The organism is Rhodococcus sp. NPDC003318 (genome assembly GCF_042879035.1).
Lineage (GTDB): Bacteria > Actinomycetota > Actinomycetes > Mycobacteriales > Mycobacteriaceae > Rhodococcus_G.
Genome location: NZ_JBIAOU010000008.1, coordinates 1 through 15,404, shown reverse-complemented (window position 1 = coordinate 15,404; position 15,404 = coordinate 1). Strand labels below are relative to the sequence as shown.

Genomic DNA, 15,404 nt, shown 5'->3' with positions numbered 1-15,404 from the left:
TGCGGATCGACGCCGAATGCGTCGCCGAGGAGCGGATGCGCGCACAATGGGCTGATGGCTGTCCCGATGAGTCAGGTCCTGGGGAAAGCGGTCGGGGACCTGCGGCATCACCCGGCAGCGCCGCGCATCAGGGCGGTGCGCGACGGGACGGTCGTCGCCGATTCCCGGGACGCGCTGCTGGTGTGGGAGCCCGGACGCATCGTGCCCGGCTATGCGGTACCCGAGTCCGACCTGCACGTGCAGATCGAGGCGTCCCCGACCCGTTCGGCGCCAGTGGAGCCGGCTCCCGTGATCCTTCCGGGCACGCCGTTCGCCGTTCACAGCTGTCAGGGCACCGCGTACGACGTCGTGGCGTCCGGCGAGGTGCTCGCCGGTGCGGCGTTCCGGCCGGCCGACCCGGACCTGTCCGGGGTGCTTCTGCTCGACCTCGATCGGTTCTCCTGGATGGAGGAGGACGAACCGGTGTTCGGTCACCCCCGCGATCCGTTTCACCGGGTGGACGTTCGCCGGGGGTCGCGGCACGTGCGACTGGGACTGGACGGACTCGTGGTCGCGGAGTCGCGCCGGCCTGTTCTGCTGTTCGAGACGACGTTGCCCGCTCGCTACTACCTGCCGCGCGACGACGTTCGTCTGCCGCTGATCGAGAGCGGTACGCGCACCCGGTGCCCATACAAGGGGGAGGCCACCTACTACTCGGTGGCGGCCCTCGGCTCCGCCGGAATCGACATCGCGTGGAGCTACCGGACCCCGCTTCCGGACTGTCCGCTCGTCGCCGGACTCGTCGCCTTCCATCATGAGCGGCTCGACCTCACCGTCGACGGTGTGACCGAACCGCGTCCGCGTCGTGCCTGGTCACAGGACGACGACTGACCTGACGGGGCGCGAAGTACGACACTGGGTAGGACCGACTCCGCGGATCGTGGAGGGACGGTCTACGATTCGTCAGAGCGCAAGCCATGAGGATGTTCGCCTCGCAGCCCGGGGCCGGACGTCCTGAGCGAGCCTGCGGAGCGATCAAGGGCACAAACAGGAGGATCAGTGACTGCGGTAGCGCCCCAGCCAGTCCCAGAGCTGACGGCCAAACGGCCGTTCCCGGCGAGACTGGGACCAAAGGGCTCGTACATCTACAAGATGATCACCACGACCGATCCCAAGGTGCTCGGGATCATGTACATGGTGACGTCGTTCGCGTTCTTCCTCATCGGCGGCCTGATGGCACTGCTGATGCGCTCGGAGCTCGCGGTCCCGGGTCTGCAGTTCCTGTCGAACGAGCAGTTCAACCAGCTGTTCACGATGCACGGCACGATCATGCTGCTGATGTACGCGACCCCGATCGTCTTCGGTTTCGCGAACTACATCCTGCCGCTGCAGATCGGTGCACCCGACGTCGCGTTCCCGCGGCTGAACGCGTTCAGCTACTGGCTGTACCTGTTCGGTTCCACCATCGCGACCGCCGGCTTCATCACCCCCGGTGGCGCCGCTGACTTCGGGTGGACCGCGTACAGCCCGCTGACCGACGCCCTGCACTCTCCCGGTGTCGGCGCCGACATGTGGATCCTGGGCCTCGGCGTGAGCGGACTCGGCACCATCCTCGGTGGTGTCAACATGATCACCACCGTGGTCTGTCTGCGCGCCCCCGGTATGACGATGTTCCGGATGCCGATCTTCACCTGGAACATCCTGGTGACCAGCGTCCTGATCCTGCTCGCCTTCCCGCTGCTGACCGCCGCGCTGCTCGGCCTGTTCGTCGACCGTCACTTCGGTGCCCACATCTTCGACCCCGCCAACGGCGGCGTCATCCTGTGGCAGCACCTGTTCTGGTTCTTCGGCCACCCCGAGGTGTACATCATCGCGCTGCCGTTCTTCGGCATCGTCTCGGAGATCTTCCCGGTCTTCTCGCGCAAGCCGATCTTCGGCTACAGCGGCCTGGTCTACGCCACCCTGGGCATCGCCGCCCTGTCCGTCGCGGTGTGGGCGCACCACATGTACGCCACCGGCGCCATCCTGCTGCCCTTCTTCTCGTTCATGACGTTCCTCATCGCGGTCCCGACCGGTGTGAAGTTCTTCAACTGGATCGGCACCATGTGGAAGGGTCAGCTGACGTTCGAGTCGCCGATGCTGTTCTCGGTCGGCTTCATCGTGACCTTCCTCTTCGGTGGTCTGTCCGGTGTGCTGCTCGCCAGCCCGCCGCTCGACTTCCACGTCAGTGATTCGTACTTCGTCGTCGCGCACTTCCACTACGTGCTCTTCGGCACCATCGTGTTCGCCACCTACGCCGGCATCTACTTCTGGTTCCCGAAGATGACCGGCCGGATGATGGACGAGCGGCTCGCGAAGTGGCACTTCTGGACCACGTTCATCGGGTTCCACACCACGTTCCTGGTGCAGCACTGGCTCGGCAACGAGGGCATGCCGCGGCGCTACGCCGACTACCTGCCCTCCGACGGGTTCACCACGCTGAACACGATCTCCACGATCGGCGCGTTCATCCTCGGTGCCTCGACGCTGCCGTTCCTGTGGAACGTCTTCAAGAGCTACCGCTACGGCGAGGTCGTCACGGTCGACGACCCGTGGGGCTACGGCAACTCCCTGGAGTGGGCGACCAGCTGCCCGCCGCCGCGGCACAACTTCACCGAGCTGCCCCGGATCCGGTCGGAGCGGCCCGCGTTCGAGCTGCACTACCCGCACATGGTCGAGCGGATGCGCGCCGAGGCACACGTCGGCCCCGGACACGGCAACAAGCACGCCGTGCTCGAGGACGCGCACTAGGCGTCGCACGATGACAATGCGATGAGCGGAAGGCCCCGCCCGAGTTCCGGGCGGGGCCTTCCGCTTGCGAAAACCGCTCTTGGCACAATGGACGGCGAAACCCGTGGCAGTCGCCGCGGGATGGGAGGAGTTTCTCGGTGGGTTCGGAAGCCTCGGTGAAGTCGGGGACCACGGTTCTGGTCACGGTGACGGGGCGCGACCGTCCCGGCGTCACCTCGGTGCTGCTGGCCGCGTTGTCCCGGCACCAGGTCAGCCTGCTCGACGTCGAGCAGGTCGTCATCCGGGGTCGGCTGACCCTCGGCGTCCTCGTCGAATGCCCCTCCGACCCGGAGGCGCTGCAGGAGGCGCTCGAGGACGCGATGGCCACCGTGGGGATGACCGTCGACGTCGAGATCGGTGCCGGTGCGGCGGAGCGGCCGGCGCCGTCCACGCACGCCGTCGTCGTGCTCGGCAGCCCGGTGACGGCGCGTTCGTTCAGCCACATCGCCCGGGAACTGGCGAAGCAGGGCGCGAACATCGACTCCATCCGCGGCGTCGCCGACTACCCGGTGACGGGCCTCGAACTGATGGTCACTGCGTCCGACACCAGCGACGAGGCGAACGGGCGACTGCGCACCGGGCTCTCGGAGCTGGCGATGGTCGAGTCCGTCGACATCGCCGTCGAGCGTGCCGGTCTGGCCCGTCGCGCCAAGCGGCTCATCGTGTTCGACGTGGACTCGACGCTCGTGCAGGGCGAGGTGATCGAGATGCTCGCCGCCCACGCCGGGGTCGAGGACAAGGTCCGCGAGGTCACCGAGTCCGCGATGCGCGGTGAGATCGACTTCACCGAGTCGCTGCACCAGCGCGTCGCGACCCTCGCCGGGCTCGACGCCTCGGTGATCGACGAGGTCGGCCAGGCACTGGCCCTGACCCCGGGCGCCCGCACCACCATCCGCACCCTGCGTCGTCTCGGCTACCACTGCGGTGTCGTGTCCGGCGGGTTCCGTCAGGTCATCGAGGGCCTTGCCCACGAACTCGAACTCGACTTCGTCGAGGCGAACACACTCGAGATCGTCGACGGAAAACTCACCGGACGGGTGGTCGGTGACGTGGTGGACCGTGCCGCGAAGGCGGTCGCGTTGCGCAAGTTCGCCGCACAGGTCGGGGTGCCGATGGAGCAGACCGTCGCGGTCGGCGACGGCGCCAACGACATCGACATGCTCAACGCCGCGGGCCTCGGGGTGGCGTTCAACGCCAAGCCGGCGCTGCGGGAGGTCGCGGACACCGCGCTGTCGCACCCGTTCCTCGACGCGGTGCTGTTCGTGCTCGGCGTGACCCGTGACGAGGTCGAGGCAGCCGACGCCGTCGACGGACTGGTGCGCCGGGTCCCGCTGTGACCACCGGTCCGGATGCGGGCTTCGCGGCCCGGCACGCGGTGTTGGCGGCCGGATACGGCCACCGCGCCGATCCGGACGATCCCGCTCTGGTGCTGGCGATGCCGCTGGTGCTGCACATCCCGAAGACGGAGCCTCCGGCCCGGACCGAGGTTCTCGAGGCGGCCGCGGCGGCGACGGTGGCACTGTGCCTCGATCCGCGGGTCGGGGAGGGAACCGACGGCGAGCCGGGGCCGTGGCGGGACAACTATCTGGCGTGGACGGGCGCACGGATCCGCAAGGTGGCGCGACGCGCCAGGGGTGCCCAGTGGACGGCCGTGCAGGACGTCGACGGGGTGACGGTCGAGGTGGACGGTGCGCAGGCGCGCGCCTTCGTGCCCGGACGCGTCGGCGCCCTCGATCAGCGCGTCCGCAAACTTCAGATCGGCGGCACCGACCTCGACCACGACGAGCCTGGTGAACCGGAACCGGGATTGCCGGTGCTGTGGCTGAACGCCGAACTCGGCATGACGGTGGGCAAGGCGGCGGCGCAGGTCGGGCATGCGGCGATGCTGCTGGCCGGAGCGATGTCGGCGGCGCAGGCGCAGGCCTGGGCGTCGGCGGGCTACCGCTGCTCGGTGCGTGACGCGGACGCGCCGACGTGGGCGCGTCTGGTCGGGCTGGTGGACGCCGGCCGTGCGGTCGCCGTCCGCGACGCCGGGTTCACCGAGGTCGCGCCGGGCTCGATGACGGTGATCGCAACGCCGAACGTGCCCGCCGCGACCTGATCGCGGCGGGCACGCGGGACGTCAGCTGTCGAAGCGCTTGTCGACCGCCGCGGCGAAATCGACCTTGCCGGGCAGTTCCCCGGCCTCGGTGAAGGCGTCGGCGATCTCCTGCTCGGATGCGATGACGTCGTCGCTGAGGGTGATCGGCTGCTTGATCGAGCGGGTCCACGTGGTACGTGAGGCGTCCGGGCTGATCGAGGTCAGTTCGGCGTACTTGGCGGACCATTCGTCGAGGTTCTGCTCGGACCAGGCGGTGGCCGCTGCGTAGCGCGTGAGGAAGTCCTCGATCGCGGCTGTCCGGGAGGGGTCGGCGAGTGCCTGATCGGATGCGGCCCAGAAGTTGTAGCCGTTGGCGGCCTCGTCGGCGGTGGCGATCACACGGGCTCCGGATTCCTTCTCCGCGATCGCGGTGTAGGGATCCCAGGTGGCCCAGGCATCGACGTCGCCCTTCGTCAGGGAGGTGTATCCGTCGGCCGGGGAGACGAACACGGTCTCGATGTCGGTGCGGTCGAGGCCGGCCTTCTGCAGCTGCATGAGCAGATTGGCGTGGGCGGAGCTGCCCTTGAAGGTGGCGACCTTCTTGCCCTTCAGGTCGGCCACGGATCCGATGGTGGAGTCCTTGCCGACGAGGATCGCGTCCCCCTTGCCGGTGGCCTCGAGTGCGCCGACGATTTTGATGTCGGCCTTGGACGCGGCACCGAAGATGACCGGGGTGTTGCCGGTCTGTGCGAGGTCGATGCCTCCCGCGCTGGCGGCCTCGATGAGGGGGAGTCCGGCGGTGAAGGTGGAGAATTCCAGCTTGTAGGGCAGGTTCTCGAGCTGACCGGAGGCCTGCAGCAGCACCTCGATGGAGGTGGCCTTCTGGTCACCGACCTTGAGTGTGACGGCCGACAGGTCGACCGGTCCGGTGGGGGCTGCGGCGCTGTCGGAGTCGCCGTCCGATCCGCCGCATGCCGTGAGGGCGAGAGCGGTGGCCGCGGCCACCGCAAGTGCGGCGAGCCGACGCCGACCGGAGCGGCCGAGAATGCGAAGTGTCATGGGGGCTTTCTTTTCCAGTGATCGTGTCTCAGTCGGTGACGCCGAGCAGTGCGAGGAGTCTCGAGGTGTACTCGGTGGCCTCGACGCTGACGCGGCGGCGTGGTCGGGGGAGGTCGATGGGGACCTCGTGGGCGATGCGTCCGTCTTCGAGGACCAATGCGCGGTCTGCAAGCGCAACCGCCTCGGCGACGTCGTGGGTGACGAGCAGAACTCCGAAACCGTGCTCGGTGAACAGTCGGAGCAGCAGGTCGTGGACTGACAGCCGGGTCAGGGCGTCGAGCGCGCCGAACGGTTCGTCGAGGAGCAGCAGTGTCGGTTCGGCGACGAGTGCGCGGGCGAGTGCCGCTCGCTGCGCTTCGCCGCCGGAGAGCGTCAGCGGCCAGGCGTCGCGGCGGTGGCCGAGCGCGACCTCGTCGAGGACTCGTTCGACGTCGGCGCGTCTGCCCGATCGGCGTCTGCGGTCGGGCAGGCCGAGTTCGACGTTGGTTGCGACGTCGAGCCAGGGCACCAGGCGCGGTTCTTGGAACACGACCGTCGGGTGCCCGTCGGTGGTGATGTGGCCCTCGTGGTCGTCGGACAGTCCAGCGAGGGCGCGCAGCAGTGTCGACTTGCCCGAGCCGCTGCGGCCGAGGAGCGCGAAGATCTGGCCGCGGGGGATTTCCAGGTCGATCCCGTCGAGGACGACTCGGCCGTGGAAGCTTTTGCGCAGTCCGGTCACTCGGGCCGCGGGTGCCGTCGCGATGGTGGACTCGTCGAGGGTGTGGCTCATCTGTCGTACTCCTTCACAGGACGCCGGGACGCCATCGCAGCGCCCACACTTCGAGCCAGCGGACGAGCGCGTCGGTGATCAGTCCGAGCAGTCCGTACACCAGCAGGCCGAAGATGACGATGTCGGTGCGGAGGAACTCGCGGGCGTTGTTCAGATGTAGCCGAGGCCCTCGCTGGCGTTGATCTGTTCGGCGACGATCAGGGACAGCCAGGCGATGCCCAGGCTCTGTCGGAGGCCGACGAGGATCAGGGGGAGCGCACCGGGGACGACGAGGCGGCGGAGCCGTTCGGTGCGGCTCAGGCGCAGTACTCGGCCCAGTTCGAGCAGTTTCGGATCGAGCTGCCTGATGCCGGAGAACGTGTTGAGGTACAGCGGGAATGCGACGCCGAGCGCGATGAGGTAGACCTTCGGCTCTTCGCCGATACCGAACCAGATGATGAACAGGGGGATCAGGCCGAACAGGGGTACGGTGCGCAGCATCTGCAGTGGTGGGTCGACGACGTATTCGCCGATTCGGCCGATGCCTGCGACGACACCGAATCCGATGCCGAGGGCGGCGCCGAGCAGGAATCCGAGTAGGACGCGCTGACCGGAGACGACGAGGGCGTCGGCGAGCGCCCCCGACTCGAGGACCTCCAGGCCGGCTTCGAGGATCACCGACGGCGCGGGCAGGATCCGCTCCGACAGCACGCCGCTCTGGCTGCCGATCTGCCACAGGATGAGCAGTGTGAGTGGGGCGAGCGATCGGAGCACTCCGCGACGTCGGTAGAACGCGACGGCGTTGCCGGGTTTGCCCCGTGTGTTCACAGAGGTGGCGGGGCATCCGCTTCGGCGGTAGTCGTCACGGACATTCAACCCTTCGTTTCCGGCAGCCCACCGGGCGGTGGAACAGGGCGCCATCCTGCCCAGGGAGGGCCGGTCGCGGAAGGTTTGCGATCACGGTGATTATTTCGATTGCCGGGGTCGGCTTGGATCGAGACGACCCCGCGTCCTAAGGTGGGCCTCGTCCATCCAGCGCGGGAGCCCGAGCGTCGTCGGGCTGAGAGGGAGCACGGCTGCTCCGACCGTCTCACCTGATCCGGGTCATTCCGGCGTAGGGAGCAGCGCGATGTCCGTCGCACCGTCACATCCATCGGGGCCCGCACCGGCCGAAGCCGCCGAGCCGTCCCTCACCCTCGACACCGTCCCCGCCCGCACCCTCGGTTTCGGTGCGCAGGTCGGACTCTGGGGCAATCTCGGGATCTCACTCCTGCTCCCGGTCGCCGCGACCTTCGCGGTCCTGCCGGGGCAGTCGCTGCTGGCGACGTTGCTGGCCGTCGTGGTCGGCGCCCTGGTCGGATCCACCCTGCTCGGATTGTGCGCGGCCGCGGGTGCCTCGGTCGGCGCCCCCGCCATGGTGATGATGCGCGGGTTGCTCGGCGCACGGCTGTCGGCGTTGCCGACGGTGATCAACCTCGTGCAGTGCGTCGGGTGGGCGACGTTCGAGGTGTTCGTGATCGCGGAAGCCGCGGCGCGGCTGACGGACTGGCAGCGGTGGCCGTTCGTCCTCGTCGCCGGTGTGCTCGCGACGGTGATGGCACTGTACCCGCTGCGGGTGGTGAAGATCCTCGCCCGCTACGCGGTGTGGGCGGCGCTGGCGTCGACCGCGTACCTGCTGGTGAACGTCCTGATGAAGGATCTGCCGTCGCTCACCGACGGCACCTTCGCCGGCTTCTGGACCAGCGTCGACCTGGTGATCGCGATGCCGATCTCCTGGGTGCCGCTGGCGGCCGACTACGCCCGGCACTCCCGGTCGCCACGGGCCGCGTTCTTCGGCGCCACCGTGGGGTACGGCGGCGCGACGATCGCCTTCTTCACCCTCGGTGTCCTCGCGTTCGTCGCGTTCGGGCTCGAGCCCGGCTTCGACATCATCGGCAGCCTGCTGGTGCTGCCCCTGGCCGGTGTGGCCCTGCTGATCCTGCTCGTCGACGAGGTCGACGAGGCGTTCGCCAACATCTACTCGACCGCGATCAGTGCGCAGAACCTGCGGCCGTCGCTGGACCGGCGGTACCTCGTGATCGGTGTCGGTGTCGTCGCGACGCTGCTGGCGCTGACGGTCGACGCGTACAGCTACGAGCCGTTCCTGTTCCTGATCGGCGCCGTGTTCGTGCCGTTGACGGGGACCTTCCTCGCGGCGTTCTACCTGATTCGCCGGGGCACGTGGGACGTGTCCGCGCACGCACCGACGCGCTGGGTGATGTTGGTGCCGTGGGTGTTCGGGTTCGTCGTCTACCAGTTGGTGACGCCGACGTACTTCACCGGCTTCGGTTCCGGCTGGACGCAGTGGTGGACGAATCTCCAGTCGTCGCTGGGGATTCCGTCGACGGGCTGGTCGGCGTCGGTGGCCGCGCTGCTCGTCGCGGGAGTGCTGACCCTGCTGATCGGACTGGTGGGGTCGCGTAAGACGGTGCGGGCGTGAGTCTTTCGGCGCGTCTGCAGGAGAAGGGCCGGCCCCTGCTGATCGAGCAGCTGGCGCACCCGACGGTGACGGGCATCGCCTGCGGCGACCTGGATCCCGCGGCGTTCCGCGGCTGGCTCGAACAGGACTACCTGTACCTGCTCGACTACACCCGGGTGTTCGTGCGGCTCGCGTGGCAGGCGCCGGACGGACACCTCGGCTACCTGGTGGACCTGGCGCACTCGACACTGCACGAGGAGCTGAGCCTGCACCGTGAGCTGTCCGAGCCGTTCGGCGCCGACTTCGACGCCGCGGTGAAGAGTCCGCAGTGCGTCGCGTACACGGAGTTCCTGATCGATGCCGCCGCCGACTACGGCCGCGGACTGGCGGCGCTGCTGCCGTGCATGTGGGGGTACTCGGAACTGGGGGTCGCGCTCGCCGCGAACCCGCCCGCCGACCCGCGCTTCCGACGGTGGGTCGACACCTACGCGGACCCGGGGTTCGCGGCGTTGGCGCAGCGGTGCGCCGAGATGCTGGACGAGGCGGCCCCCGACGAGGCGGTCGCGGAGGAGGCGTTCATGACGGCGATGCGACACGAGCTCGCGTTCTGGGACGCGCGGTGAGCGCGGCGGCGGAGTCGTTGCTCGCGGGGGAGGCGGACCGGTGGCGGGCGATGACCGAGCACCCGTTCGTGCTCGCCACCGCGGACGGCATCCTGCCGGAGGCGGCATTCGACCGGTGGCTGCTCGAGGACCACGTGTTCGTCGTCGAGTTCCGGCGGTTCCTCGCCGGCGTGCTGACCCTCGCCCCCGACGAGCCGTCGCGGGACGTGCTCGCCGGTGGTATCACCGCGCTGACACCGGAACTCGGGCTGTTCCGGGCGGAACTCGAACGCCGCGGGCTCGACAGGGACGGTCACACTCCGAGCGCGGGCTGCCTGGCGTACACGTCGTTCATGATGGCGAGCCTGCACGACGGCTACGAGGTTGCGTCCGCCGTGCTCTACGGCGTCGAGAAGGCGTACCTGGACGCGTGGACCACCGTCCGCACCCGCGCGCGGGAGGCGGGATCGCGCTACCGCGAGTTCATCGACAACTGGAGCGCGCCGCCGTTCGCGACCTACGTCGATGATCTGGGTGCACTGCTCGGCGACGGGGAGCCCTCCGCCGCGCAGCGGCTCGCGTTCGGCCGCGTCGTCGTCTTCGAGCAGCGGTTCTGGGACGCGCTGGTGTGATCGCGTCCGACACGCGGCCGGATCCCGTTGCACGGACGCAACGCTCGTGCGGAATGATGGCTGCCGTGTCCGAACCTGATCCCGATCTGCTCATCGACTTCGACGACGTTCTGATCCGCCGCGGTGGAGTGACCCTGGTGGGTCCGGTGACCTGGAAGGTGGAGCTCGACGAGAAGTGGGTCGTGCTCGGCCCCAACGGCGCCGGCAAGACCTCGTTGCTGCGCATCGCCGCCGGCGAGGTGTACCCGACGTCGGGCAACGCGAACCTGCTCGGCGAGACGCTCGGCCGCGTCGACGTCAACGAACTCAAACCGCGGATCGGGTTGTCGTCGTCGGCGCTCGCGCACCGCGTGCCCGCCGACGAACTCGTCAAGGACCTGGTCGTGTCCGCCGGTTACGCCGTCCTCGGTCGCTGGCGGGAACGTTACGAGGACATGGACACCACGCGCGCGGTGGAGATCCTCGAGAGCATCGGCGCCGAGCATCTCGCCGACCGCACCTACGGCACCCTGTCCGAGGGCGAGCGCAAGCGGGTCCTCATCGCGCGCGCATTGATGACGGATCCCGAGTTGCTGCTGCTCGACGAGCCGGCCGCCGGACTCGACCTCGGTGGCCGCGAGGAGCTCGTCGCCCGGCTCGCCGACCTGGCGGCGGATCCGGATGCTCCCGCGACCGTGCTGATCACGCACCACGTCGAGGAGATTCCGCCGGGCTTCACCCACGCGCTCCTGCTCAGGGAGGGTGAGGTGGTCTCGCAGGGTCTGATCGACGACGTGATCACGGCCGAGAACCTGACGACGGCATTCAGTCAGGCCATTTCGCTCGATCACGTCGACGGTCGTTTCTTCGCCCGCCGCACCCGGCTTCCCGGTCAGCACCGCCGCTGAGCGGAGGGGGGCACGGGCCGTCGGCGGCCCACGGCGTATGTTGCGTCACATGGCACACGAACTGCACCCCGACTTCGCGGTCAAGGACGCGTCCACCGTCATCCTCGTCCGAGACGGCGTGCCCGGGCCGGAGGTGTTCCTGCTGCACCGGGTCGGTGGGATGGCATTCGCCGCCGGCATGACCGTCTTTCCCGGCGGCGGGGTGGACCCTCAGGACGCGAGCGCCGACATCGCCTGGGCCGGCGCGCCGGTGTCGTGGTGGGCGGGGCGGTTCGGTGTCGACGAGGCCCGCGCGAAGGCGCTGGTGTGTGCAGCGGTGCGCGAGACGTTCGAGGAGTGCGGCGTGCTGCTCGCCGGTCCGACCGCCGACACCGTCGTCTCCGACACGTCCAGTTACGCCACGGCCCGCAAGCAACTCGAGGCCCGCGAGTACTCGTTCAGCGACTTCCTCGCCCGGGAGGGACTGGTCCTGCGCGCGGATCTGCTGCGGCCGTGGGCCAACTGGGTGACCCCGACCGGCGAGCACCGCCGGTACGACACCCGTTTCTTCGTCGCCGCTGCCCCGGCGGGGCAGACCGCCGACGGCGCGACCTCGGAGGCGGCTTCCGCCGGGTGGCAGACGCCGGAGGAGGCGATCGCCGACTGGCGGGAGGGACGGACGCTGCTGCTGCCGCCGACGTGGACCCAGCTGCGGTCGATCGCGGAGTTCGGTTCGGTCGCCGAGGTCCTCGCGGCCGAGCCGGAGATTCCGGTCATTCTGCCGACGTTGTACCAGGAGGACGGACAGCGGCGGGTGCGGTTCCCGGGGCAGGACCCCTACTACGGTGCCGGGATCCATCCCTGGAGTAACCGGTAGCCTGCGGGTATGGCTGAGTTCGTAACCTTCGACGTTTCCGACGGCATCGGCACCATTCGCCTGAGTCGTCCTCCGATGAACGCGCTGAACCGTCAGTTGCAGGAGGAGTTGCGCGCCGCGGCCCGGGAGGCCACGGTCGACGACGAGGTCGACGCGGTCATCGTCTACGGCGGCGAGAAGGTCTTCGCGGCCGGTGCGGACATCAAGGAAATGGCGGACATGACGTTCGCCGAGATGGCGCCGGTCGCCGGTGAACTGCAGTCGGCGCTCGGTTCGATCGCGGAGATCCCGAAGCCGACCGTCGCCGCGATCAGCGGCTACGCGCTCGGTGGCGGCCTCGAGATCGCGCTCGGTGCGGACCGTCGCATCGCGGGCGACAACGCGAAGCTCGGTGTTCCCGAGGTGCTGCTCGGTGTCATCCCCGGTGGTGGCGGCACCCAGCGACTCGCCCGGCTGATCGGTCCGGCGAAGGCGAAGGACATGGTCTTCACCGGCCGGTTCGTCGGCGCCGAGGAGGCACTCGCGATCGGTCTGGTCGACGAGATGGTCGCGCCGGACGAGGTGTACAACGCAGCTCGGGCGTGGGCGTCGAAGTTCGTGGGGGGTGCGTCGCGGGCCCTCGCGGCGGCGAAGGCGTCGATCGATCAGGGTCTCGACACCGACCTGAACACCGGGCTGAAGATCGAGGCGGCGCAGTTCGCGGCGTTGTTCGCCACCGAGGACCGCGCGATCGGCATGGCGTCGTTCATCGAGAACGGCCCCGGCAAGGCGAAGTTCGTCGGCAGGTGACAGCGGTGTCCCGGGTGGGTGCGCGGGCACTCCTCCCGGGACACTTTCGTCCAAAACTAGAACTTGTTCATTCCTGACCACCGGGTAGGCTCCCCCCATGACTGCAAGCCCGAATGACGGTGTCGATCCCGCGCCGAACCCGCACGCCACCGCCGAAGAGGTCGAGGCCGCGCTCAAGGACACCAAGCTCGCTCAGGTGCTCTACCACGACTGGGAGGCGGAGACCTACGACGACAAGTGGTCCATCTCCTACGACGAGCGCTGCATCGAGTACGCACGCGGACGCTTCGACGCGGTCGCCGGGGACCAGCCGCTTCCCTACGAGCGTGCCCTCGAACTCGGTTGCGGCACCGGGTTCTTCCTCCTGAACCTGATGCAGGGTGGCGTCGCCGGCACCGGATCGGTGACGGACCTCTCGCCCGGCATGGTCAAGGTCGCGCTGCGCAACGCCGAGGGCCTCGGGCTTCCCGTCGACGGTCGTGTCGCCGACGCCGAGCGGATCCCGTACGACGACAACACGTTCGACCTCGTGGTCGGTCACGCCGTGCTGCACCACATCCCGGACGTCGAGCAGTCGCTGCGCGAGGTGATCCGCGTGCTCAAGCCCGGCGGACGATTCGTCTTCGCCGGTGAGCCGACCACAGTCGGCGACTTCTACGCGCGCTGGCTCAGCCGGGCCACCTGGTACGTGACCACCAATGTCACCAAGCTGGGCCCGCTGCAGGGATGGCGTCGCCCGCAGGCCGAACTCGACGAGTCGTCCCGGGCCGCCGCGCTCGAGGCGGTCGTCGACATCCACACCTTCGATCCCGCCGATCTCGAGAGAATGGCCCGCTCGGCCGGCGCGGTGCACGTGCACGCCGCGAGCGAGGAGTTCACCGCGGCGATGCTCGGCTGGCCGGTGCGCACCTTCGAGGCCGCGGTGCCGGAGGGCAAACTGGGTTGGAACTGGGCCAAGTTCGCGTTCGGCGGCTGGAAGGCCCTGAGCTGGCTCGACGAGAACGTGATGAAGCGGTTCGTTCCGAAGGGGTTCTTCTACAACGCGATGATCACCGGTGTGAAGCCGGGCGACAAGGAGTCCTGACCCTCCGGTGGGATACGACTTCACCACGGACGACGTCCGGTACCTGACGACGGCCGTCGACGACCTCGCCGAAGTGGGGCGTCTCGAGCTGTCCGCGCGCACGCATCTGGCCGACATCGGCCGGGTGCGTGCGCGTTTCGGTGACCGCTCCGGCGCCCTCGTCGAAACGGTGCTGCTGCGCCGCCGGGCGGAGGGCAAACTCGACGGCCGGGACTGGCTGCTCACCGACGACGCGCTGCAGCAGGCCACCCCGTCGATCGTGGCGGCGCGCCGCGCCGTGCGGCTGGCCGGCCGCAACGTCCACGACGTCACCTGCTCGATCGGTGCGGAACTGTCGGCGCTGGTCGGGGTTGCGGGCGTGGTGCTCGGCAGCGACCTGGATCCTGTCCGGCTGGCGATGGCGAAACGAAACGTGCCCGGCGCCACCGTGATCCGGGCCGACGCGCTGCGGCCGTGTAGTCGCGGCACCGTCGTGCTCGCCGACCCGGCCCGGCGGTCCGGCGGCAAACGCAGGCACGACCCGTCCGCGTTGACGCCGCCGCTGCCGGATCTGCTGGACGCCTACGCCGGTCGCGACCTCGCCGTGAAATGTGCTCCGGGACTGGACTACGACGAGTTGGGCTGGGACGGCGAGGTCGAGATCGTGTCGCTCTCGGGCGGCGTGCGGGAGGCGTGCCTGTGGTCACCCGGCCTCGCCGGCGTCGGGGTGCGGCGCCGGGCGACGGTCCTCGCGGCCGACGGCAGCGGCTGGGAGATCACCGACGCCGAACCGGACGACATCCCCGAGCGGGAACCGGGGGAGTGGATCGTCGACCCGGACGGCGCGGTCGTGCGGGCCGGGCTGGTACGGCACTACGCAGCCCGTCACGGACTGTGGCAGCTCGACCCGCGGATCGCGTACCTGACCGGGGACACGGTGCCCGAAGGCGTGCGTGGATTCCGGATCCTGGTGCAGCTCAAGTACTCCGAGAAGACTCTGCGTCAGGAGCTGGCGCGGCTGGACTGCGGTGTCGCGGAGATCCTGGTCCGCGGCGTCGACGTCGATCCGGCGGTGCTGCGGCCGCGGCTCAAACTGCGCGGCACCAGGTCGTTGAGCGTCGTGCTCACCCGGATCGGCCGCACGCCCACGGCTTTCGTCTGCGAGTCCGGCGCCCGCGCATGACCCTGGTGCGGCACCCGCGCGCAAACCTCCCCTCCCACCCGGCTGAAGGTGGCCTTCGTGCGGTCCAACGAGATGAAGGTGGCCTTCGGCCGCGGGCGGGAGGTCGCGCGCTGACGGGTGAAGGGCACCTTCGTGCGGTTCAGGCGCACGTGAACTGGTCCCCGGAAGTTGGACTGGGTAATCGGAAGCCTAGGCGGCGAGGGCTTGGGCCCGGTATGTGACCGGGCTCAAGCCGTCGA

General features: G+C 69.2%; 14 protein-coding genes, 1 pseudogene and 1 riboswitch. Of the genes and pseudogenes, 12 read left to right on the top strand and 3 right to left on the bottom strand.

Annotation, left to right across the window (positions count from 1 at the left end; all coding sequences use genetic code 11):
* Nucleotides 1-54 precede the first annotated feature (54 nt).
* The 4 genes from ACFYVR_RS14705 to ACFYVR_RS14690 all read left to right on the top strand — a co-directional run bounded on the left by ACFYVR_RS14705 (nucleotide 55) and on the right by ACFYVR_RS14690 (nucleotide 4,909).
* Entirely contained in the window at nucleotides 55-870 is an 816-nt protein-coding gene (locus ACFYVR_RS14705) for a DUF427 domain-containing protein (protein ID WP_387474258.1), read from the top strand.
* 168 nt (nucleotides 871-1,038) lie between these two features.
* On the top strand, nucleotides 1,039-2,769 hold the full coding sequence (ctaD, locus tag ACFYVR_RS14700; protein ID WP_387474256.1) for a cytochrome c oxidase subunit I: 1,731 nt from the start codon (nucleotides 1,039-1,041) through the stop codon (nucleotides 2,767-2,769).
* Nucleotides 2,770-2,906: 137 nt separating this feature from the next.
* Nucleotides 2,907-4,145: a phosphoserine phosphatase SerB gene (serB, locus tag ACFYVR_RS14695; RefSeq protein WP_387474254.1), complete on the top strand. Its 1,239-nt coding sequence runs from the start codon at nucleotides 2,907-2,909 to the stop codon at nucleotides 4,143-4,145.
* Nucleotides 4,142-4,909: a peptidyl-tRNA hydrolase gene (locus tag ACFYVR_RS14690; RefSeq protein ID WP_387474252.1), complete on the top strand. Its 768-nt coding sequence runs from the start codon at nucleotides 4,142-4,144 to the stop codon at nucleotides 4,907-4,909. Before serB ends, ACFYVR_RS14690 begins: the two co-directional genes overlap by 4 nt.
* A gap of 21 nt (nucleotides 4,910-4,930) precedes the next feature.
* Here the strand turns inward: ACFYVR_RS14690 and ACFYVR_RS14685 are convergent, their stop codons facing one another.
* The 3 genes and pseudogenes from ACFYVR_RS14685 to ACFYVR_RS14675 form a co-directional block, all read right to left on the bottom strand.
* Nucleotides 4,931-5,947 (bottom strand): ABC transporter substrate-binding protein, encoded by a 1,017-nt coding sequence (locus tag ACFYVR_RS14685; protein WP_387474250.1) that lies wholly within the window; start codon nucleotides 5,945-5,947, stop codon nucleotides 4,931-4,933.
* Between the two features lie 28 nt (nucleotides 5,948-5,975).
* Complete coding sequence (locus tag ACFYVR_RS14680) at nucleotides 5,976-6,716, bottom strand: ABC transporter ATP-binding protein (protein ID WP_387474248.1); 741 nt, start codon at nucleotides 6,714-6,716, stop codon at nucleotides 5,976-5,978.
* 13 nt (nucleotides 6,717-6,729) lie between these two features.
* Nucleotides 6,730-7,523, bottom strand: a pseudogene (locus ACFYVR_RS14675) (ABC transporter permease).
* Between the two features lie 199 nt (nucleotides 7,524-7,722).
* Nucleotides 7,723-7,833, top strand: a riboswitch (TPP riboswitch).
* Here ACFYVR_RS14675 and ACFYVR_RS14670 point away from each other — a divergent pair.
* From ACFYVR_RS14670 to ACFYVR_RS14635, 8 genes are all read left to right on the top strand, one after another.
* Entirely contained in the window at nucleotides 7,825-9,174 is a 1,350-nt protein-coding gene (locus tag ACFYVR_RS14670; RefSeq protein WP_387474246.1) for a purine-cytosine permease family protein, read from the top strand. Its footprint overlaps the riboswitch before it by 9 nt.
* Entirely contained in the window at nucleotides 9,171-9,776 is a 606-nt protein-coding gene (locus ACFYVR_RS14665; protein WP_387474244.1) for a TenA family protein, read from the top strand. Before ACFYVR_RS14670 ends, ACFYVR_RS14665 begins: the two co-directional genes overlap by 4 nt.
* Nucleotides 9,773-10,387 (top strand): hypothetical protein, encoded by a 615-nt coding sequence (locus tag ACFYVR_RS14660; RefSeq protein ID WP_387474242.1) that lies wholly within the window; start codon nucleotides 9,773-9,775, stop codon nucleotides 10,385-10,387. Before ACFYVR_RS14665 ends, ACFYVR_RS14660 begins: the two co-directional genes overlap by 4 nt.
* 56 nt (nucleotides 10,388-10,443) lie before the next feature.
* Complete coding sequence (locus ACFYVR_RS14655) at nucleotides 10,444-11,274, top strand: ABC transporter ATP-binding protein (protein WP_387474570.1); 831 nt, start codon at nucleotides 10,444-10,446, stop codon at nucleotides 11,272-11,274.
* A 49-nt stretch (nucleotides 11,275-11,323) separates the two neighbouring features.
* Nucleotides 11,324-12,130: an NUDIX hydrolase gene (locus tag ACFYVR_RS14650; RefSeq protein WP_387474240.1), complete on the top strand. Its 807-nt coding sequence runs from the start codon at nucleotides 11,324-11,326 to the stop codon at nucleotides 12,128-12,130.
* A 9-nt stretch (nucleotides 12,131-12,139) separates the two neighbouring features.
* Complete coding sequence (locus ACFYVR_RS14645) at nucleotides 12,140-12,919, top strand: enoyl-CoA hydratase/isomerase family protein (protein WP_387474238.1); 780 nt, start codon at nucleotides 12,140-12,142, stop codon at nucleotides 12,917-12,919.
* A 97-nt stretch (nucleotides 12,920-13,016) separates the two neighbouring features.
* On the top strand, nucleotides 13,017-14,003 hold the full coding sequence (locus ACFYVR_RS14640; RefSeq protein WP_387474236.1) for a class I SAM-dependent methyltransferase: 987 nt from the start codon (nucleotides 13,017-13,019) through the stop codon (nucleotides 14,001-14,003).
* A 7-nt stretch (nucleotides 14,004-14,010) separates the two neighbouring features.
* Nucleotides 14,011-15,165: a class I SAM-dependent methyltransferase gene (locus ACFYVR_RS14635; RefSeq protein WP_387474234.1), complete on the top strand. Its 1,155-nt coding sequence runs from the start codon at nucleotides 14,011-14,013 to the stop codon at nucleotides 15,163-15,165.
* The last annotated feature ends 239 nt before the right edge of the window (nucleotides 15,166-15,404 follow it).